At 40.3% G+C, this 20,109-nt stretch carries 17 protein-coding genes; 9 read left to right on the top strand and 8 right to left on the bottom strand.

All coding sequences use genetic code 11. The features are described from left to right. Nucleotides 1-3 precede the first annotated feature (3 nt). The 5 genes from serS to rplU form a co-directional block, all read right to left on the bottom strand. Nucleotides 4-1,275: a serine--tRNA ligase gene (gene serS, locus SOI76_RS03745; protein WP_104079842.1), complete on the bottom strand. Its 1,272-nt coding sequence runs from the start codon at nt 1,273-1,275 to the stop codon at nt 4-6. A 118-nt stretch (nt 1,276-1,393) separates the two neighbouring features. After that, the gene (locus tag SOI76_RS03740) at nt 1,394-2,194 is read right to left on the bottom strand and encodes an RsiV family protein (RefSeq protein ID WP_104079843.1); all 801 of its coding nucleotides are present in this window, start codon (nt 2,192-2,194) and stop codon (nt 1,394-1,396) included. A 116-nt stretch (nt 2,195-2,310) separates the two neighbouring features. After that, nucleotides 2,311-3,006: an outer membrane lipoprotein chaperone LolA gene (lolA, locus tag SOI76_RS03735; protein ID WP_205668424.1), complete on the bottom strand. Its 696-nt coding sequence runs from the start codon at nt 3,004-3,006 to the stop codon at nt 2,311-2,313. Between the two features lie 239 nt (nt 3,007-3,245). Then, entirely contained in the window at nt 3,246-3,503 is a 258-nt protein-coding gene (gene rpmA, locus SOI76_RS03730) for a 50S ribosomal protein L27 (RefSeq protein WP_002116037.1), read from the bottom strand. 18 nt (nt 3,504-3,521) lie between these two features. After that, nucleotides 3,522-3,833 carry a 50S ribosomal protein L21 gene (gene rplU, locus SOI76_RS03725; protein ID WP_000271409.1) on the bottom strand — a complete coding sequence of 104 codons (312 nt, stop codon included), beginning with the start codon at nt 3,831-3,833 and terminating at the stop codon, nt 3,522-3,524. A 441-nt stretch (nt 3,834-4,274) separates the two neighbouring features. Between rplU and sdsA the strand changes: the two genes are divergently transcribed. From sdsA to SOI76_RS03685, 8 genes are all read left to right on the top strand, one after another. After that, nucleotides 4,275-5,252 (top strand): All-trans-nonaprenyl-diphosphate synthase, encoded by a 978-nt coding sequence (gene sdsA, locus SOI76_RS03720; RefSeq protein WP_104079844.1) that lies wholly within the window; start codon nt 4,275-4,277, stop codon nt 5,250-5,252. Between the two features lie 14 nt (nt 5,253-5,266). Beyond that, nucleotides 5,267-7,327 carry a site-specific recombinase gene (locus tag SOI76_RS03715; protein ID WP_104079845.1) on the top strand — a complete coding sequence of 687 codons (2,061 nt, stop codon included), beginning with the start codon at nt 5,267-5,269 and terminating at the stop codon, nt 7,325-7,327. A gap of 183 nt (nt 7,328-7,510) precedes the next feature. Next, complete coding sequence (locus tag SOI76_RS03710; RefSeq protein ID WP_104079846.1) at nt 7,511-8,137, top strand: phosphatase PAP2 family protein; 627 nt, start codon at nt 7,511-7,513, stop codon at nt 8,135-8,137. 24 nt (nt 8,138-8,161) lie between these two features. Further along, nucleotides 8,162-9,412, top strand: a complete 1,251-nt coding sequence (gene adeI / locus SOI76_RS03705) for a multidrug efflux RND transporter periplasmic adaptor subunit AdeI (protein ID WP_016143195.1) — start codon at nt 8,162-8,164, stop codon at nt 9,410-9,412. A 12-nt stretch (nt 9,413-9,424) separates the two neighbouring features. Beyond that, a complete protein-coding gene (adeJ, locus tag SOI76_RS03700; protein WP_104079847.1) occupies nt 9,425-12,601 on the top strand; it encodes a multidrug efflux RND transporter permease subunit AdeJ in 3,177 nt (1,058 codons plus the stop codon). Next, nucleotides 12,601-14,055: a multidrug efflux RND transporter outer membrane channel subunit AdeK gene (adeK, locus tag SOI76_RS03695; protein WP_104079848.1), complete on the top strand. Its 1,455-nt coding sequence runs from the start codon at nt 12,601-12,603 to the stop codon at nt 14,053-14,055. Before adeJ ends, adeK begins: the two co-directional genes overlap by 1 nt. A 108-nt stretch (nt 14,056-14,163) precedes the next feature. Then, nucleotides 14,164-14,514 (top strand): YbjQ family protein, encoded by a 351-nt coding sequence (locus SOI76_RS03690; protein ID WP_002116377.1) that lies wholly within the window; start codon nt 14,164-14,166, stop codon nt 14,512-14,514. Nucleotides 14,515-14,521: 7 nt separating this feature from the next. Next, nucleotides 14,522-14,956: a YbjQ family protein gene (locus SOI76_RS03685; RefSeq protein WP_000369283.1), complete on the top strand. Its 435-nt coding sequence runs from the start codon at nt 14,522-14,524 to the stop codon at nt 14,954-14,956. On the opposite strand, the gene SOI76_RS03680 is transcribed toward SOI76_RS03685, so the two are convergent. Genes SOI76_RS03680 through SOI76_RS03670 form a run of 3 tightly spaced genes read right to left on the bottom strand, consistent with a single transcriptional unit; the run spans nt 14,953 to nt 16,947 of the window. After that, nucleotides 14,953-15,387 carry a nuclear transport factor 2 family protein gene (locus SOI76_RS03680; protein ID WP_000371759.1) on the bottom strand — a complete coding sequence of 145 codons (435 nt, stop codon included), beginning with the start codon at nt 15,385-15,387 and terminating at the stop codon, nt 14,953-14,955. The genes SOI76_RS03685 and SOI76_RS03680 overlap by 4 nt on opposite strands. 54 nt (nt 15,388-15,441) lie before the next feature. Beyond that, nucleotides 15,442-16,248, bottom strand: coding sequence for an SDR family NAD(P)-dependent oxidoreductase (locus SOI76_RS03675; protein ID WP_005309982.1), 807 nt, complete (start codon nt 16,246-16,248; stop codon nt 15,442-15,444). A 27-nt stretch (nt 16,249-16,275) separates the two neighbouring features. Then, the gene (locus SOI76_RS03670) at nt 16,276-16,947 is read right to left on the bottom strand and encodes a hypothetical protein (RefSeq protein WP_104079849.1); all 672 of its coding nucleotides are present in this window, start codon (nt 16,945-16,947) and stop codon (nt 16,276-16,278) included. Between the two features lie 196 nt (nt 16,948-17,143). On the opposite strand from SOI76_RS03670, the gene valS reads away from it, so the two are divergent. Continuing rightward, nucleotides 17,144-20,041, top strand: coding sequence for a valine--tRNA ligase (gene valS / locus SOI76_RS03665; protein WP_104079850.1), 2,898 nt, complete (start codon nt 17,144-17,146; stop codon nt 20,039-20,041). Nucleotides 20,042-20,109: the final 68 nt, after the last annotated feature.

The following is a 20,109-nucleotide window of genomic DNA, read 5'->3' as shown; positions in this document are numbered from 1 at the left end:
AGCTTAGTCAATAAACGTTGCACCACCCATATATGGGCGTAATACTTCTGGAATCTCAATAGACCCGTCTTCACGCTGGTAATTTTCCATTACAGCAAGCAAAGTACGGCCAACTGCCAGACCTGAACCATTCAAAGTATGCACCAATTCGGTCTTCTTTTGATCCATTCTGTAGCGTGCTTTCATGCGGCGTGCCTGAAAATCACCCATATTAGAGCAGCTAGAGATTTCACGATAAGTATTTTGGCTTGGAACCCAAACTTCTAAGTCGTAAGTCTTAGTTGCACCAAAGCCCATGTCACCACCACAAAGCAAAATCTTGCGGTATGGCAAACCTAGTGCCTGTAAAATGCCCTCAGCATGTGCAGTAAGCTCTTCAAGTGCTTGCATAGATGTTTCAGGTTTAACGATTTGCACCATCTCAACTTTATCAAATTGATGCTGACGAATTAAACCACGGGTATCACGACCATAAGAACCAGCTTCACTACGGAAACATGGCGTATGCGCTGCATATTTTAAAGGCAAACGTTCGGTATCAATAATCTCATCACGAACGAAGTTAGTAACAGGAACCTCTGCTGTAGGGATGAGGTAATATTCTTTTTCACCTTGAAGTTTGAACAAATCTTCTTCAAATTTTGGCAACTGACCAGTTCCACGAAGTGAATCAGCATTTACCAAATAAGGCACGTAAGCTTCTGTATAGCCATTCTTTAAAGTATGAGTATCAAGCATGAACTGCGTTAACGCACGTTGTAGGCGCGCTAAAGAACCTTTCAATACGCTAAAACGTGAACCAGTCAATTTAGTAGCAGTTTCAAACTCTAAACCACCCATCCACTCACCTAAATCAGTATGATCTTTGATTTCAAAATCAAACTGACGAGGCGTACCCCATTTTGAGATTTCAACGTTATCATCTTCATCTTTACCAGCAGGAACAGACTCATCTGGTAAGTTAGGAATGCTCAACGCTTTTTGTTCAATCTCGTTTTGTAACTCTGACAAAGCAACTTCAGCAGCTTTAATTTCATCACCAATGGCTTGCATACGCGCCATGATTTCAGAAGCATCACCACCGGATTTTTTAATCTGACCCACTTGTTTTGCACCGGCATTACGTTCTGCCTGCAATTTTTCAGTTTTTGATTGCAAGTCTTTACGGCGATTTTCTAAAGAAGCCCATTCTTGAACATCTAATTGAACACCGCGTTTTGCCAAAGCCGCATTAACGGCTTCAATATTATTTCTGAGTAACTTAGGGTCGATCATAATCAATCATAATATGGGTAAAAAACTGGCTATAGTGTAAGGCCTTAACACTAAAAAATATAGTGATCATCTTCATAACGAATAGCTTTCACACAATTCTTAGAAGAGATCACTTATTTTAAAAGTTATAGTTTGGCACACTTGGCAAATACTCAGGTTTAATGAACTTACCCGCTTCAAAATATGGCAGCGTTAATTCAGACATTCCCTCTGCATATGAAGCTAGCTCATAAATTGGATAGACAAATACAATGCCATTAGCACCATAGTAGAAATTATCGCTTAGCTGAAGTTTTTCACGGCTAATATTATGTGCTTGAAGCCAATTTGTATTTGCTTCAAAAAGAGCATCAACCAACTGTTTTTCAACATCTGACTGAATAAGTTCAGCAACAGTAATGTGCTTTTTATTTAATAAATCAAAATTTACAAATTCTTGATGAGACATGCCGTGTGCAGCACCAGCTGAGTACGAATAAGTCTGTAATGCAAAGGTGGCAAGGTTATAGTTTTGCCCCAAATAGCGAACATAAATTGCACTCTGACTTGAACTTGGTTCACCTTCAGGTACTTCAACTGGTTGATCGGCTAAATTTGCAAAAGCATTCGGATCTGCTTTCTTTATACGATTGGTGAAGTAATCATTAATCCATTTTTGATTGGTCTGTACTGTTTGAAAATCATACTCAGTACAACCATCTTCTAAGCAAACTTTTGATTTTGGCAATTTTACTGGGATTACTTTTGCTTGAATTACAGGAACACCAGCCTCTTTCGTTTCTTTAACTTTTGCAGTCGAAGCAGCCTGCTCTTCTTTGGCTGCCGACTTTGGTTGGCAACCAGTCACCATTGCCATTGCAGCCATTAATGGAAGAATACAAATAATTTTCTTATCGTAAAGTCGCATAATAATCCCCATGAATTTACCTCTAACACTATACAAAGCGTAAGAATAAGACGGGGTTAAAAAATGTATCTGTCTTTCTTATATAAAAAAAGCTACCTTTTACGGTAGCTTTTTTGAAGAGGCTTTAATTATTGGTCAATAACATCCGTACCTTTTGGCGGCGTAAAGTTAAAGACTGATGGCGGAATTGAAGCATTTACTTTAACGTTCTTAAAGCGTACATAGGTGGTTTGACCTAATGAGTCTTGTAATACCATAAGTGTAGGCGCTTTATTTGCTCCGAAGCTAATTGTTAAGCTTTGGAATGCCCCATCTTCTTTTTTAGGGAATAATGTGAAATAAAGTTTAGATTTATCGGGTTGTGTTACACGATAAGACTTCATGATTTGGTTGGTGTTACCAGAGAGTAATAATGCTGGTGTATCTGCAATCTGATCATCTAAGCTTTGGCGGACCGCTTGTTGTAAATCCGGATCATAGATCCAAACTGTTTTCCCGCTTGTTACAATGGTTTGTTTAGCAGGACTTACTGTTTCCCAATAAAATTTCCCCGGACGCTCAACTTTCATTGAGCCTTTAAATGTCTGGTTCATATGCTGTGCACTTAAACTCTTTTTCTGTGCCACAGTTTTTGTATTGGCTTTAGTTGTTTGTTCAAAGTCGGCAGTCAAACGCTGTAAACCTGATAACTGATTAACCAGGTTCCCAATTGCCTGTTGCTCCGGTGCTGCTACAGGCGCAGCAAACACTGTAGTACTCATTACAGGAGCAAGCACTGACGCGCTAAGTGTAATAGCACACATAGTTTTACGAAGCATATTCATGTCATCACCTTTTTAGTTGCTGTAAGACAACTTACTCTCTTTAAAAGTTATGAAGCTGAGTAAGCTCTTAATTCAAGACTCATATTAACCGACAAACTCTGTGCTAATCATTGAGAAAATAAGATATTTTGTTATGTTATTCATGTTGTTTGTAGAATTTCATTCATCATGATGAAGATGAATAAAAATAAATGCCATAAAAAAAGCCCACAAAATGTGGGCTTTTTTCGAGCTAAAACTTATACAGTTTCAACTTTTACGTAGCGACGGCCAAATTGACCTTTCACTTCGAATTTTACTACGCCGTCAGCAGTAGCAAATAAAGTATGGTCACGGCCCATACCAACATTTGCACCAGCGTGGAACTCTGTACCACGTTGACGAACGATGATGTTACCAGCAGTTACAGCTTGACCGCCGTAAACTTTAACACCTAACATTTTTGGGTTTGAATCACGACCGTTCTTCGTCGATCCACCGGCTTTTTTAGTTGCCATGTCTCTTACTCCTCGTGATTAGCCTGAAATACCAGTAATTTTCAACTCAGTGAACCATTGACGGTGACCTTGTTGTTTACGGTAGTGTTTACGACGACGCATTTTGATGATGCGGATTTTGTCGTGACGACCATGACCAATCACTTCTGCAGTTACTTTAGCGCCAGCTACAACTGGAGCACCGATTTGAATGTTGTCACCGTTTACAACCATTAATACATCATCAAATGTAATAGTCGCACCAGATTCAGCTTTCAATAATTCAACTTTAAGGGTTTCGCCCTCAACTACACGGTGCTGTTTACCACCGCTTTGGATTACTGCGTACATAATGTACTCCAATCAGCCCGTGTCGTCGTGTCGATAAAGGGATATATCGATCTTAAAACGATCGCCACTGGGGTTATACAAGGCGACAGATTTTAAGTGAAATTTGATCAAACGACAAGTATTTTCTATCTATCAGTAAAGCATGATCCCCTATTCTTACAAAATCAAACAGCTTGGACTGGAATTTAGCAGTTTTCATTGATTCTGAATGAAAATTAAAATACAGTTCCAAACACAAATTGCGTCAAGAACAAGTTGTATTAATGCTGATGTCATTAAATTTATTGTTTTGCCGAAAACATCGTATTTTGCTTAAATAAAGAACAAAAAACGCTTAAAAACAATAGAAATGATTAATATCAGCCACTTGTTAACCTGTGCAACACATCTTTAATTGATACACTAACGCCACTTATCTACCAATACGGGGTTTTTCTTCATATGGTCATCGATTTCAAGCAAGACATTCTTGCGCCTGTTGCTTCAGACTTCGCTGCGATGGATCACTTGATTAATGAAGGAATTAGCTCAAAAGTCGGTTTAGTCATGTCTGTCAGCAAACACGTCGTTGAAGCTGGCGGAAAGCGTATGCGCCCAATCATGTGTTTGCTTGCAGCACGTGCTTGTGGTTTAGATAACATGGCAAATGCACAGCGTTTAGCTGCAATCATTGAAATGTTACATACCGCGACACTGGTCCATGATGATGTGGTAGATGAATCTGGGCTTCGTCGTGGTCGCCCTACAGCAAATGCGACATGGAACAATCAGACAGCTGTTTTAGTCGGAGACTTCTTGATTGCTCGTGCTTTCGATTTACTAGTCGATTTAAACAACATGACTTTATTGAAAGACTTTTCAACAGGTACATGTGAAATTGCTGAAGGTGAAGTGTTACAACTTCAATCACAGCATCAACCAGATACAACTGAAGAAACTTATTTAAAAATTATTCATGGTAAAACGTCTCGCCTGTTTGAGCTGGCTACAGAAGGTGCTGCTATTTTGGCAGGGCAAGAAGCGTACCGTGAACCATTAAGATTGTTTGCTGGTCATTTTGGTAATGCATTCCAAATTATTGATGATATTTTAGACTACACCTCTGATGCTGAAACATTAGGTAAAAATATTGGTGATGATTTAATGGAAGGTAAACCAACTTTACCGTTAATTTCTGCATTAGCAAACTCAACAGGTGAAGAGCATGCGATTATTCGTCGCAGTATCGCAACCGGTGGAGTAGACCAACTATCTCAGGTCATCGAAATTGTACAGAAGTCTGGTGCTTTAGATTATTGCAACCAACGTGCCCAAGAAGAAACAGAAGCAGCACTGCAAGCTTTATTAAACCTACCCGATACACCGTATCGTCAGGCTTTGATTAACTTAACTCAGCTTGCGTTACATCGAATACAATAGATATTATTTTGCCTATGCATATAAATTTTTCAGATCTTTTTTTAAAAATAGAGAAGCAGCTTGAGGATCCTCAAGCTGTCATTGATGAAAATCTACTGATTGAACTCGTCAATGTCATCCGACCATCCAACCCACAAGATACGGATGAAATTAAGAAAAAAATACAGGCTTTTATTGAAAGTCTTTTGCGCACACCTACAGCGCCCTTCTTACTACAAACTTTTTTATTACGTTTAATTAATCGCTATAAGCAAGTTAGTTTATATGCTGATAGTGGAATTTTGTCTTTAGATGGTTTCTGGAACCAGCTTGGGCAAAGACTCGGAGCACATTTTTTACCGCTAATTGAAGACTCAAGCCAACTCAAAATATTAATTGGTAAAATTTTCTATTTAGAAAGTGACAAAATCTGGCTCAATAATATTGATGATGAAGATTGGGCAAATTTATTTAGTCTTATTGGGCAAAGCCAAAGTAATGTCGATGAGAAGTTAGTCATTCAAAATGAAATGATTAAAGCCATTACAGTCTTATCTTATCGAATTAGTGGAATTGGTCTTTATCCCGAATTTATTAATGCTCAACCAGAATTAACAGAATATGAGTCACCGTTTTTAGTTCAGAACCGTGAAATTATTGAGTTTATTGAAAAGTATAAAAAACAAGAAATTTCCGAACATGAGATTGCGGTTATTTCCCCGCCCGATGCATCACAAGCATTTGTTATGTTGGAACAGTGCCGAGATGTGGTTTTAAAGATTCGTCGTGCGACCAAAAGAATTGGTGTCAGCTTAAGTTTGACTTACTTACTGTCATTACTTGAGCAATGTCTTGATCGAATTGAGTTATTACTTTATCTGGTCGTAGATAACACTAAAGGAAAATATGTTTCTTTAGGACATCTGATTTCCGATTTAACCAAAGCACATTACAGCGAAAAAAGTGTTCGCTCATTACTCAGTACGACCAGTGAACTCATTGCTTTTCAGGTAACAGAAAATGCTAGCCGAACAGGTGAACATTACGTAAGTACAGATACCAAAGGCTTCTGGGGAATGTATAAAGCTGCCGCTGGTGCAGGTGTCATTATTGCCTTTATGGCATCTTTAAAAATTCTTGCTGCAAGAATGACAATGGCCCCGCTCATGCAAGCCTTTACTTTCAGTATGAATTATTCCCTAGGTTTCATTCTGATTCATGTTCTGCATTTTACAGTTGCGACCAAGCAACCCGCTATGACAGCGGCGGCTCTTGCTGCAACAGTACAGCAACGTAAAGGCTCTAAAACAGCTCAAATTGCAGAGTTAGCGGCGCTTATTATTAATATTATCCGAACGCAATTTATTGCTATTTTGGGCAATATTTCAATTGCGATTCCTACTGCTGCACTCATTACTTTTGCTTGGCAGTTTTACCTTGATGAACCGTTATTAACCCATACTAAAGCAACTTATCTTCTACACAGCTTAAACCCCTTTACTTCATTAGCAGTTCCACATGCAGCAATTGCTGGAGTATGTTTGTTTTTGTCAGGTCTCATTGCAGGATACTTTGACAACATGGCTGTTTACCGAAAAGTCGGCCCGCGCCTAAGAGCACATCGCCGTTTAGCTAGCTGGTTTGGGCAAGATCGCCTTAACCGTTTTGCTGAATATATTGAACGTAATTTAGGTGCGTTAGCCGGTAACTTCTTATTCGGTATTATGCTAGGAAGTATGGGGACCATAGGCTTTATCCTAGGTCTACCTTTAGATATCCGCCATATTGCCTTTGCATCCGCTAACTTTATTCAGGGTTTAATGACTATTAACGGCAGCCCAGATATCGGACTGATTATCGTGTCCTTTCTCGGTGTGTTATGTATTGGTCTCACCAACTTATTTGTGAGTTTCACCTTAACAATTATTGTGGCATTACGAGCGCGTCGAGTCCGCTTTGAACAATGGAAACCTTTAGCCAAATTGGTCATGACTCATTTTTTAACTCGTCCAAGTGATTTTTTCTGGCCACCAAAACAACCATTAGAACTTGAAGAAAACACTTCAACAAATAACGGGAAAAAAGCAGACCACTAAGAATTTTGCTTTGTACACAAAATGTGATTTTCGTCAATTTTGTTGTGATTGTTTTTCCAAATGTTAAAAAATTTTCAAAATGAATTTACGATGATCTATCAGGCTTGAAAAAAAGTGTACTGGCAAGTACACTTTTAACGGCTTTCAGTAGTAGACACTGCTTGAACAAGCAAAGGTATATACATGCCCTATTTATTGCTTTTTATTGGTTGTATTTTTTTAGGATTAGGTGTTCTTGGTCTTTTTGTACCAAGACTTCAATCTTTGGATCTTCTCACCGTTCAAATATTGAGTGAAAATCGATCAGATTATCTTAACTCTATTACGACCTTTCTAGCACGTGTAGGTGGTATGCCTTTTGTATGTTTTTTATCCTTGTTGGTGTGTATATATCAAGCATGGTATAAAAAATATATTACTGTTATTTTCATTAGCGTGGGTGTTCTTGGCAGTATCATCACGGGTTGGCTGCTCAAGTGGTGTGTTGACCGTCCAAGACCTCCACAGGTATATCATATTGTCGAAAGTTATGGTGCATCGTTCCCAAGTGCACATAGTGTTTATGCATCAACACTGGCTTGTATGGCAATGATAATGTTATGCCATAGGCCCAACATTAACTCTCCTTATATCATTTTGATCTCCTGTTTTTGGTTTATCTGCATGGGGCTTTCAAGAATATATGCTGGAGTTCATTTTCCAACAGATGTACTCGCCGGTTGGGGCATAGGTTTTATTTGGATTGCACTGCTTTGGCTCTGGTTATTACAAACACAAAGTAGGTTAAGTAGAAAACAAATATATTTTTAGATTTTATCTAAACGAGGTGGAACAATGATGTCGGCTAAGCTTTGGGCTCCTGCCCTTACTGCTTGCGCATTAGCAACAAGTATCGCACTTGTTGGTTGTAGCAAAGGCTCCGATGAGAAACAGCAAGCTGCTGCTGCTCAGAAAATGCCGCCTGCAGAAGTAGGTGTTATTGTTGCTCAACCACAAAGTGTTGAACAAAGCGTTGAGCTTTCTGGCCGTACTTCAGCATATCAAATTTCTGAAGTTCGCCCTCAAACAAGCGGTGTGATTTTAAAACGCTTGTTTGCTGAAGGAAGCTATGTTCGTGAAGGTCAGGCGCTTTATGAGCTCGACTCTAGAACGAACCGTGCAACGCTTGAAAATGCAAAAGCTGCTCTTTTACAACAACAGGCAAATCTAGCTTCACTACGTACCAAGCTAAACCGTTATAAGCAACTTGTTTCAAGTAATGCTGTATCTAGACAGGAATATGACGACTTACTTGGTCAGGTTAATGTTGCCGAAGCACAAGTTTCTGCAGCAAAAGCTCAAGTAACGAATGCAAATGTTGATCTTGGCTACTCTACAATTCGTTCACCAATTTCTGGTCAGTCTGGACGTTCTTCTGTCACAGCAGGTGCTTTAGTTACTGCAAACCAAACTGATCCTTTAGTGACGATTCAGCAGTTAGATCCGATCTACGTTGATATTAACCAGTCTAGTGCCGAGTTATTGCGTTTACGTCAACAACTCAGCAAAGGCAGTTTAAACAATAGTAACAACACAAAAGTGAAATTGAAGCTCGAAGATGGTTCAACTTACCCAATCGAAGGACAACTTGCTTTCTCTGATGCTTCGGTCAATCAGGATACAGGAACGATTACTTTACGTGCCGTATTCTCAAACCCGAATCATCTGTTACTTCCGGGCATGTATACCACTGCACAGATTGTTCAAGGTGTAGTGCCTAATGCTTACCTGATTCCTCAAGCTGCAATTACGCGTTTACCTACAGGTCAAGCTGTAGCAATGCTTGTTAATGCCAAAGGTACTGTTGAGAGTCGTCCTGTTGAAACCTCTGGTGTTCAAGGACAAAACTGGATTGTGACTAACGGTCTTAAAGTTGGTGATAAAGTGATTGTTGATGGTGTTGCCAAGGTTAAAGAAGGGCAAGAAGTTTCAGCAAAACCTTACCAAGCTCAACCAGCAAATCCACAAGGCGCAGCTCCAAATGCGACAAAACCGGCTCAATCAGGTAAACCTCAAGCAGAACAGAAAGCATCTTCAAATGCATAAGGGGTAGATTGAATGGCACAATTTTTTATTCATCGCCCCATTTTTGCGTGGGTGATTGCATTAGTCATTATGTTGGCGGGTATTCTCACGCTAACAAAAATGCCTATTGCACAGTATCCGACGATTGCACCGCCGACAGTTACGATTGCTGCAACTTATCCTGGTGCATCGGCTGAGACTGTTGAAAACACCGTAACCCAGATCATTGAACAACAAATGAATGGTCTAGATGGTTTACGTTATATTTCATCTAACAGTGCGGGTAACGGTCAAGCCTCTATTCAATTAAACTTTGAACAAGGTGTTGACCCAGATATTGCACAGGTTCAGGTTCAAAATAAACTGCAATCTGCAACTGCACTTTTACCTGAAGATGTACAACGTCAAGGTGTAACTGTTACTAAATCTGGTGCAAGCTTCTTGCAAGTTATTGCATTTTATTCACCAGATAACAACTTGTCTGACTCTGACATTAAAGACTATGTAAACTCGTCTATTAAAGAACCGCTTAGCCGTGTGGCTGGTGTTGGTGAGGTAACGGTCTTTGGTGGTTCATACGCAATGCGTATCTGGCTTGATCCAGCTAAGTTAACAAGTTACCAGCTTACACCTAGTGATATTGCGACAGCTTTACAAGCGCAAAACTCACAAGTAGCTGTAGGTCAATTAGGTGGTGCACCGGCTGTACAAGGTCAAGTGCTTAACGCAACAGTAAATGCACAAAGTTTACTGCAAACTCCTGAACAGTTTAAAAATATCTTCTTAAAGAACACTGCATCTGGTGCTGAGGTTCGATTAAAAGATGTTGCTCGCGTAGAATTAGGTTCTGATAACTATCAATTCGACTCGAAGTTTAATGGTAAACCAGCAGCTGGTCTTGCAATTAAGATTGCAACTGGTGCCAACGCACTTGATACTGCCGAAGCAGTTGAACATCGTTTATCTGAATTACGTAAAAACTATCCAGCGGGTCTTGAAGATAAACTGGCTTATGACACGACTCCATTTATTCGCCTTTCAATTGAAAGTGTTGTACACACATTAATTGAAGCGGTAATTTTGGTATTCATTGTCATGTTCTTGTTCTTACAGAACTGGCGTGCAACGATTATTCCAACACTTGCTGTACCAGTTGTTGTATTAGGTACATTCGCTGTTATTAATATCTTTGGCTTCTCAATTAACACCTTAACCATGTTCGCTATGGTGTTGGCAATTGGTCTTCTGGTCGATGATGCCATCGTTGTCGTCGAGAACGTCGAACGTGTTATGAGTGAAGAGCATACCGATCCGGTCACGGCGACTTCACGATCAATGCAACAGATTTCTGGCGCGTTAGTTGGTATTACGAGTGTATTAACAGCTGTATTCGTACCAATGGCATTCTTTGGTGGTACAACTGGTGTAATTTACCGTCAGTTCTCGATTACCCTTGTAACAGCAATGGTTCTATCGTTAATTGTGGCGTTAACATTCACACCAGCACTTTGTGCAACCATTTTAAAACAGCATGATCCTAATAAAGAACCAAGTAATAATATTTTTGCTCGTTTCTTTAGAAGCTTTAACAATGGTTTTGACCGCATGTCGCATAGCTACCAAAATGGTGTTAATCGCATGCTTAAAGGCAAAATCTTCTCTGGCGTACTTTACGCTGTGGTTATTGCTTTATTAGTGTTCTTGTTCCAAAAACTCCCATCTTCATTCTTACCAGAAGAAGATCAGGGTGTGGTAATGACACTTGTTCAATTACCACCAAATGCAACGCTTGACCGTACAGGTAAAGTGATTGACACCATGACAAACTTCTTCATGAATGAAAAAGACACTGTGGAATCTATTTTCACCGTTTCAGGCTTCTCATTCACAGGTGTTGGTCAAAATGCTGGTATTGGCTTCGTTAAATTGAAAGACTGGAGTGAACGTACTTCACCAGAGTCTCAAATTGGCGCTTTGATTCAGCGTGGTATGGCATTGAACATGATCGTTAAAGACGCATCATACGTTATGCCATTGCAGCTTCCAGCAATGCCTGAATTAGGTGTAACAGCCGGATTCAACTTGCAACTTAAAGATTCAAGTGGTCAAGGCCATGAGAAACTTATTGCTGCACGTAATACGATCTTAGGTTTAGCTGCACAAGATAAACGTCTTGTGGGTGTTCGTCCTAATGGTCAAGAAGATACACCTCAGTATCAAATTAATGTAGACCAAGCTCAAGCTGGTGCCATGGGTGTGAGCATTGCCGACATTAACAATACGATGCGTATTGCATGGGGTGGCTCATACATTAACGACTTCGTTGACCGTGGACGTGTGAAGAAAGTTTATGTTCAAGGTGATGCGGGTACCCGTATGATGCCTGAAGACTTAAATAAGTGGTATGTACGTAATAACAAAGGCGAAATGGTTCCATTCTCTGCATTTGCTACTGGCGAATGGACATATGGTTCTCCACGTCTTGAACGTTATAACGGCGTGTCATCGGTTAACATTCAAGGTACACCTGCACCTGGCGTGAGCTCTGGTGACTCGATGAAAGCGATGGAAGAAATTATTGCTAAGTTACCATCTATGGGCTTACAAGGTTTCGACTATGAATGGACAGGTTTATCACTTGAAGAACGTGAGTCTGGTGCTCAAGCTCCATTCTTATATGCGCTTTCATTGTTAATCGTTTTCCTTTGCTTGGCTGCATTGTATGAAAGCTGGTCTATTCCGTTCTCGGTTTTACTTGTAGTACCACTCGGTATTATTGGTGCAATCGTATTAACTTACTTGGGTATGATTATTAAAGGAGATCCAAATCTCTCAAATAACATTTACTTCCAAGTAGCGATGATCGCGGTAATCGGTCTTTCTGCAAAAAATGCGATCTTAATTGTTGAGTTTGCAAAAGAGCTGCAGGAAAAAGGTGAAGACCTGATTGAGGCAACTTTACATGCCGCAAAAATGCGTTTACGCCCAATTATCATGACTACCCTTGCCTTCGGTTTTGGTGTACTCCCGCTTGCCCTTTCAACAGGTGCTGGTGCAGGAAGTCAGCACTCTGTCGGTTACGGTGTACTCGGTGGCGTACTCAGTGCAACGTTCTTAGGTATCTTCTTTATCCCTGTATTCTATGTGTGGATTCGTAGTATCTTTAAGTACAAACCAAAAACCATAAACACTCAGGAGCATAAATCGTGATGCAAAACGTATGGTCTATTTCAGGTCGTAGCATTGCGGTATCTGCACTTGCGCTTGCTTTGTCAGCTTGTCAAAGCATGCGCGGCCCAGAACCAGTCGTGAAAACCGATATTCCACAAAGCTATGCATATAATAGCGCTTCTGGTACGTCTATTGCTGAACAGGGTTACAAACAGTTCTTTAGCGACCCTCGTTTGCTCGGAGTGATTGATTTGGCACTTGCCAACAACCGCGACTTACGTACAGCAACGCTCAATATCGAACGTGCTCAACAGCAATATCGAATTACACAGAATAACCAGCTTCCAACAATCGGAGCAAGTGGTAGTGCAATTCGTCAGGTTTCTCAAAGCCGTGATCCGAATAACCCCTACTCTACTTATCAAGTAGGTTTGGGTGTAACTGCCTATGAGCTTGATTTCTGGGGCCGTGTACGTAGCTTAAAAGATGCTGCATTAGATAGTTATCTTTCAACGCAAAGCGCACGTGATTCGACTCAAATCAGTCTGATTAGCCAAGTTGCTCAAGCATGGTTAAATTATTCGTTTGCAACAGCAAACTTAAGACTGGCAGAGCAAACGCTTAAAGCACAGTTAGATTCTTACAATCTCAACAAAAAACGTTTTGATGTGGGCATCGATAGTGAAGTTCCACTACGTCAGGCACAGATTTCTGTAGAAACTGCGCGTAATGATGTAGCGAACTACAAAACTCAAATTGCTCAAGCGCAAAACTTGTTGAACTTATTAGTAGGTCAATCAGTTCCACAAAACTTGTTGCCAACCCAACCTGTAAAACGCATTACGCAACAAAATGTATTTACAGCGGGTTTACCAAGCGACTTGCTTAACAACCGTCCAGATGTAAAAGCTGCTGAATATAACTTAAGCGCTGCTGGTGCGAATATTGGTGCTGCAAAAGCACGTTTATTCCCAACCATTAGCTTAACGGGTTCTGCAGGTTATGCATCAACTGACTTAAGTGATCTATTTAAGTCTGGTGGTTTTGTATGGTCAATTGGACCAAGCTTAGACTTACCAATCTTTGACTGGGGCACTCGTCGTGCCAATGTAAAAATTTCTGAAACTGATCAGAAAATTGCATTGTCTGATTATGAAAAATCAGTTCAGTCTGCGTTCCGTGAAGTTAATGACGCGCTTGCAACTCGTGCCAACATTGGTGAGCGTTTAACAGCTCAACAACGTCTAGTAGAAGCAACTAACCGTAACTACACACTTTCAAATGCACGCTTCCGTGCCGGTATTGATAGTTACTTGACGGTTCTTGATGCACAGCGTTCATCTTATTCAGCAGAACAAGGTTTGTTATTGCTTCAACAAGCAAACTTAAACAACCAAATCGAGTTATACAAAACTCTAGGTGGTGGTTTAAAAGCAAATACTTCAGATACAGTGGTTAATCAACCATCTAGTGCTGAACTTAAAAAGCAATAAGTTTTAAATAACTTATTCACAAAAGCTCACTTCGGTGGGCTTTTTTATTGCAACTCATCTGAATATTTTTTATCTTGAAACCTTAAGAATTTAGATTGATAAAAAACAATGTTATTGAGTAATTTAGAAAGTGTTCCAGGCCACCAGATTGTAAAGCAGCTGGATGTTGTTTACGGAAGTACCGTTCGTAGTAAGCATGTTGGCCGTGACCTGATGGCGAGTTTAAAAAATATTGTAGGTGGTGAACTTACTGGTTATACCGAATTATTAGAAGAATCTCGCCAAGAGGCTATGCAACGTATGATTGTAAAAGCCCAGCAACTTGGTGCCAATGCAATTGTGGGTATTCGTTTTTCTACCTCAAATATTGCCCAAGGTGCTTCTGAGTTATTCGTATATGGCACAGCAGTGGTTGTGCAGCCTCAAGCACCTCATCTGCCCGATCCATTTAATGCATAGGTAGAAAATGGACAATCTTATTTTTCAGCTTGTTATTTTTCTCATTCTTTTCAGTATTGGTTGGGCTTTTGGCCGCCATATTGAACAAAAACATTTAAATGAACTTCTAGAAAAAGAGCAACAATTTGCCCATATCAGAATTGATACCAATCGTTTTGCCACAAGTGATCAGTTAGGCCATTTTATTAGCAGTAATGTAGTTATTTCGCATGACTACTTTAAATATGTACTGGCCTCTATAAAAAATATTTTAGGCGGTCGGCTGACCAGCTATGAAAGTATTGTTGAACGTGCTCGCCGCGAGGCGATTGTACGACTAAAACAACAAGCTCAAAGTGTCGGTGCCAATCACATTATGGGAGTTCGGCTGAGTACAACCGAACTGGGTATGCAAGGTGGAATGGTAGAGGTATTTGCCTACGGAACAGCAGTCAAAGATTAACACTGCCCCATAGCAGAAAAATGTATACGCGGATTGCCAATATTTTTAGTTAAGTGTTGGCAAATTCCGGTAATTTTCCATATGCCCTGTTGTTTTGCCAGAGTAAAATAATAGCGACCAAAAGAATGAAAATAATCATTTTCCGAAAAACGATAAATTTGATAATTACATTCTAACCATGCTCGGTCTTGTTCAATCCGAATAAGAGGATTGCTTAAATTGTGCTGTAGTCGCAAATGTGACAAAGCTTGTTGCCGTGAACCTTTATATTCATGACAAGACACCACACATAAAGGTTCCCCTCTAAACTGCAAATAGTCCACCTCAAGTTGATCGGCCAACAACTCATCAAACGCATCCCAATTTTTCTGGTCAAAAACCAATTGAAAACGCGTAATGACCTCTAAAATACGATGGTAGTCTTGATCCATGGTGAACCTTCTATGCGGGTTTTTCCATCAATTTAGCACGGCAAAATCACTTTTTTATTTTACTTTTGTTTTCCGAATCATTTTATAAAGAAGTTTTGGTGACATCCGAGAAACCATCACACCCAGTTTTTCTTTTGCTCCACCAACAACAATATATTCTTGCCCCTGCATTAATGCTTTTACAGATTGCTCTGCAAATACATCAGCCTCTAAACCATTCTCGATAGCCTCATCTTGATGACCTTGAGGTTGCCCAGCACCATTTAGCGCATTGAACGAAACGTTAGTTTTTACGAAGCCTGGGAAAATAACTGAAACTTCAACACCTTGATCGGAGACTTCAGCACGTAAACTATTTGCCCACATGTGAATTGCCGCCTTAGCAGCAGAGTAGCTTGCACGGTACTGAGTGCCTAATAAACCCGCTACACTCGACACAAATACAACTCGACCAGACTTTTGTTTTAGCATGGTCGGCAGCACAGTTTTGGTTAATGCCACTTGAGAGAAATAGTCGACTTCCATAATGGCCCGTTCAGTTGCCATTGTCGTATCTTTAATTAAAGCACGTTGGCTTAAGCCAGCATTATTGATAAGCCAGTCAATTCGCCCTTTCGCTTTTAAAATCTGCTTATAAGCTTCGTTTACTTGTTTTTCATCAGTAATATCGGCAACCACCGACAAATGACGGTCAGCGTTTAATAAGCCAACCCGAACTTCTTCTAATTCTTCAAAACGACGCGAGGTCAAAATCACTTCGGCCCCTTGCAAAGCCAACTCACCTGCTAAGGCCTTACCCAGACCAGAAGATGCTCCCGTAATCCATACCACTTTATTTTGCAAAGTATCAAGTTTGGCCATGCTTTATATTCCTATTATCTTTTTAAATTATGCTGCTTGATGCATGAAGGCCAAAAAGTGGTTGATATAATGAGTTGCTGTGGTCTGATCGACCTGTGTACCTAACTTTTCCAAACGTTTATAGCCTAAATGCGTCGTCATGTTGATTACTCCGTTAAGAGTTTTATCGACAACTAAATTAAATTTTAAACGCTTTTTAGGCTCACGTACTAGGCTTGTTACGCCTAAATCTACAATTTGTATTAATGTTTCAAAAGCAGCTGCAATACTTTGCATATTACCGTCACGAATTTGCTGCGTAAGGTTTTGAGCTTGTTGTACGAGTTGCAGGGTAACTGGATAGGTAATATAAATTTGCTGCCCCTGTTCTTTCATCAGAGATGTCATGTAATCGACTAAAGGCAAAAGACGCTCATTTCCAAAAAATGAAACTGACCAAGGCATATATTTTCGAAAAGTCTCTAAGACCTGCTGAATAACTTTTTCAGACTCAGCTTGTTGTTTTGGAGACATAGTTGCACTTCCTGACTGTAAAAGCACAGAAAAAACCTGCTCAATAATTTCACAAGAAAGATCAGAGAGTACATCGCCTAAAGGTTTTGCCTGACTTTGACTTACCCCATCATGCAGTTTCTGCCGAATGGTCTCGAATTGTGTATAAGTTGAATCGGAAATTTTCAAAAAAACTTCATAACTCATGAGCAACATCCTTTTTCAATTCGTTTGTAATTTTTGTGCCGTGTGTCTACACGATTAAATTGTGATCCATCTTTCATAAATCTACCGTTTTTTGAAAAAAATACAAAACCGTTTATCTGTTTTCAGCACATTAATTTCGAGGCATTTTTTTGCTACAATAGGTGCAATTTTTTATGCATATTCGATCTAAGCTACTATGACTGACGCTCAAACCGCTCAAAATATTGCGACCACATACGATCCAACCGAGATCGAAAAGAAGTGGTACCAAACGTGGGAAGAACAAGGTTACTTCAAACCTTCTGGTCACGGTGAATCATTCTGTATCATGATTCCACCACCAAACGTCACAGGTAGTTTGCACATGGGCCATGGCTTTAACAATGCCATTATGGATGCCCTCACCCGTTATAACCGTATGATGGGTAAAAATACTTTGTGGCAACCGGGTACTGACCATGCTGGTATTGCAACGCAAATGGTTGTTGAGCGTCAACTTGGCTTACAAGGTGTGACTCGTCATGACTTGGGTCGTGATAAGTTCATCGAAAAAGTTTGGGAATGGAAAGAACAATCTGGCGGCACAATTACGAAACAAATTCGTCGCTTAGGTTCATCTGTAGACTGGTCACGTGAACGCTTCACGATGGACGAAGGTTTATCAAACGCAGTTAAAGAAGTATTCGTTCGTTTGCACGAAGATGGTTTAATTTACCGTGGTAAGCGCCTTGTAAACTGGGATCCTAAACTTCAAACTGCTCTTTCTGACCTTGAAGTAGAAAGCAAAGAAGAAAAAGGCTCACTTTGGCACTTTAAATATTTCTTTGAAGATAAATCAGTTAAAACTCAAGATGGCAAAGACTATTTAGTCGTTGCAACGACTCGTCCTGAAACTTTACTTGGTGATACTGCGGTTGCCGTTCACCCTGAAGATGAGCGTTATGCACACCTTGTTGGTAAAAACATTGTATTGCCAATTACAGGTCGTTTAATTCCGATTGTTGCTGACGACTACGTTGAAAAAGACTTCGGTACTGGCTGTGTAAAAATTACCCCTGCTCATGACTTCAATGACTATGACCTAGGTAAACGCAATAGCTTGCCAATTATTAATATCTTCAACAAAAATGCCGAAGTTTTAGGTGAGTTTGAATATATTGCAAAAGCTGGCGAACAAATTTCTAAAACCATTACTGCACCTGCGGACTATGCTGGTTTAGAACGTTTTGCTGCACGTAAAAAATTAGTTGCTCAAGCTGAAGCTGAAGGCTGGTTAGATCAAATCCAACCGTATGACTTAAAAGCTCCACGCGGTGACCGTTCTGGCGTGATCATTGAGCCGTTACTTACTGACCAATGGTACGTAAAAATTGCGCCGCTTGCGGAGCCTGCAATTGAAGCAGTTCAAGATGGCCGTATTAAGTTTGTGCCAGAGCAGTACAGCAACATGTACATGGCATGGATGCGTGACATTCAAGACTGGTGTATTTCACGTCAGCTTTGGTGGGGTCACCGTATTCCAGCTTGGTACGATGCAAATGGCAATATCTATGTTGGCCGTAACGAAGAAGAAGTACGTGCGAAAAACAACATCGCTGCTGACGTTGAACTTAAACAAGACGAGGACGTTCTTGATACATGGTTCTCATCTGCACTTTGGACATTCTCAACTTTAGGTTGGACTGGCGACGCACAAAAAGACGCAGCAAATGATTTCTTAAAAACCTTCCACCCAACAGATGTGTTGGTGACTGGTTTTGACATCATTTTCTTCTGGGTTGCCCGTATGATCATGATGACCCTGCACTTCATGAAAAATGAAGATGGTTCATCGCAAGTTCCATTTAAGACTGTTTACGTTCACGGCTTGGTACGTGATGGTGAAGGTCAAAAAATGTCGAAGTCTAAAGGTAACGTGCTTGATCCATTAGACTTGATTGACGGTATTGATTTAGAAAGCTTAGTTGCAAAACGTACAACTGGCTTAATGAACCCGAAAGATGCTGCGAAGATTGAAAAATCAACGCGTAAAGAGTTCCCAGAAGGCATTAATGCTTATGGTACTGACGCAGTTCGTTTCACGTTCTGTGCGCTTGCAAACACTGGTCGTGACATCAAGTTCGACTTAAAACGTGTTGAAGGCTACCGTAACTTCTGTAACAAAATCTGGAACGCAACTCGTTTCGTTCTCATGAATGTTGAAGGTCAAACTGTTGGTCAAGAAGCGCGCCCTGATCTATGGGAACTTCCAGAACAATGGATTATGAGCCGTCTGCAAAAAGCTGAAGCTGCTGTACACCAAGCGTTTGCAACTTACCGTTTAGACCTTGCTGCTCAAGCGATTTACGACTTTATCTGGAATGAGTACTGTGACTGGTACGTTGAGTTAACTAAACCAGTTCTAAACGATGCAGAAGTTTCAGAAGAGCGTAAAGCTGAAGTACGCCGTGTATTGCTTGCAGTCATGGAAGCTTCTTTACGTTTGGCTCATCCGTTAATGCCGTATTTGACAGAAGAAATCTGGCAGACTCTTGCACCAATGCTTGGTCAAGGTGGCCCAACGATTATGACTGCTCAATACCCTATTCCTGAGCAAGCAAAAATCAACGAACAAGCTGAAGCAGATATGCAATGGCTTCAAGGTTTGATTGGTGCAGTACGTAACATTCGTGGTGAGTTGGGCTTAGGTAATGCACGCTTGTTGCCAGTATTACTTCAAAACACTTCTGACGCTGAACGTGAACAAATTATTCGTATTGAAGCATTGTTCAAAGCCTTGGCTAAAGTTGAAAGCATTGAGTTCTTGAATAAAGACCAAGAGCCACCTTTATCTTGCTCTAGCGTTGTTAGCCATGCATCGGTATTTGTACCAATGAAAGGCTTAATTGACCCTAAAGCTGAGCTTGCTCGTTTGCAAAAAGACCTGGATAAAATCCAAAAGCAACACGACCAAATCGCAGGCAAACTTGCAAACGAAGGCTTTGTATCTAAAGCACCAGCAGCAGTTGTTGAAGGTGAAAAAGCGAAGCTTGCTGAATTTGCTGCTCAGTTAGAGAAAGTTAAAGCGAATATGGAGCAAATTGCTGCACTGTAATCTTTAAAGTTTATGATTTAATGTGTAAGATAAAAGGTCGAATTATCGGCCTTTTATTGTTTTTAAAT

Source organism: Acinetobacter pittii, from assembly GCF_034064985.1.
Lineage (GTDB): Bacteria > Pseudomonadota > Gammaproteobacteria > Pseudomonadales > Moraxellaceae > Acinetobacter > Acinetobacter pittii_H.
This window is presented reverse-complemented; position numbering and strand designations above follow the sequence as displayed.

What these genes read in the sequence shown, in the direction of transcription:
- adeI (WP_016143195.1), top strand. Translation starts at nt 8,162, where the DNA reads ATGATGTCGGCTAAGCTTTGGGCTCCTGCCCTTACTGCTTGCGCATTA.
- SOI76_RS03680 (WP_000371759.1), bottom strand. Translation starts at nt 15,387, where the DNA reads ATGGATCAAGACTACCATCGTATTTTAGAGGTCATTACGCGTTTTCAA.
- rpmA (WP_002116037.1), bottom strand. Translation starts at nt 3,503, where the DNA reads ATGGCAACTAAAAAAGCCGGTGGATCGACGAAGAACGGTCGTGATTCA.
- sdsA (WP_104079844.1), top strand. Translation starts at nt 4,275, where the DNA reads ATGGTCATCGATTTCAAGCAAGACATTCTTGCGCCTGTTGCTTCAGAC.
- SOI76_RS03685 (WP_000369283.1), top strand. Translation starts at nt 14,522, where the DNA reads ATGGACAATCTTATTTTTCAGCTTGTTATTTTTCTCATTCTTTTCAGT.
- serS (WP_104079842.1), bottom strand. Translation starts at nt 1,275, where the DNA reads ATGATCGACCCTAAGTTACTCAGAAATAATATTGAAGCCGTTAATGCG.
- SOI76_RS03740 (WP_104079843.1), bottom strand. Translation starts at nt 2,194, where the DNA reads ATGGGGATTATTATGCGACTTTACGATAAGAAAATTATTTGTATTCTT.
- valS (WP_104079850.1), top strand. Translation starts at nt 17,144, where the DNA reads ATGACTGACGCTCAAACCGCTCAAAATATTGCGACCACATACGATCCA.
- SOI76_RS03710 (WP_104079846.1), top strand. Translation starts at nt 7,511, where the DNA reads ATGCCCTATTTATTGCTTTTTATTGGTTGTATTTTTTTAGGATTAGGT.
- SOI76_RS03715 (WP_104079845.1), top strand. Translation starts at nt 5,267, where the DNA reads ATGCATATAAATTTTTCAGATCTTTTTTTAAAAATAGAGAAGCAGCTT.
- adeJ (WP_104079847.1), top strand. Translation starts at nt 9,425, where the DNA reads ATGGCACAATTTTTTATTCATCGCCCCATTTTTGCGTGGGTGATTGCA.
- lolA (WP_205668424.1), bottom strand. Translation starts at nt 3,006, where the DNA reads ATGAATATGCTTCGTAAAACTATGTGTGCTATTACACTTAGCGCGTCA.
- SOI76_RS03690 (WP_002116377.1), top strand. Translation starts at nt 14,164, where the DNA reads ATGTTATTGAGTAATTTAGAAAGTGTTCCAGGCCACCAGATTGTAAAG.
- SOI76_RS03670 (WP_104079849.1), bottom strand. Translation starts at nt 16,947, where the DNA reads ATGAGTTATGAAGTTTTTTTGAAAATTTCCGATTCAACTTATACACAA.
- rplU (WP_000271409.1), bottom strand. Translation starts at nt 3,833, where the DNA reads ATGTACGCAGTAATCCAAAGCGGTGGTAAACAGCACCGTGTAGTTGAG.
- SOI76_RS03675 (WP_005309982.1), bottom strand. Translation starts at nt 16,248, where the DNA reads ATGGCCAAACTTGATACTTTGCAAAATAAAGTGGTATGGATTACGGGA.
- adeK (WP_104079848.1), top strand. Translation starts at nt 12,601, where the DNA reads ATGCAAAACGTATGGTCTATTTCAGGTCGTAGCATTGCGGTATCTGCA.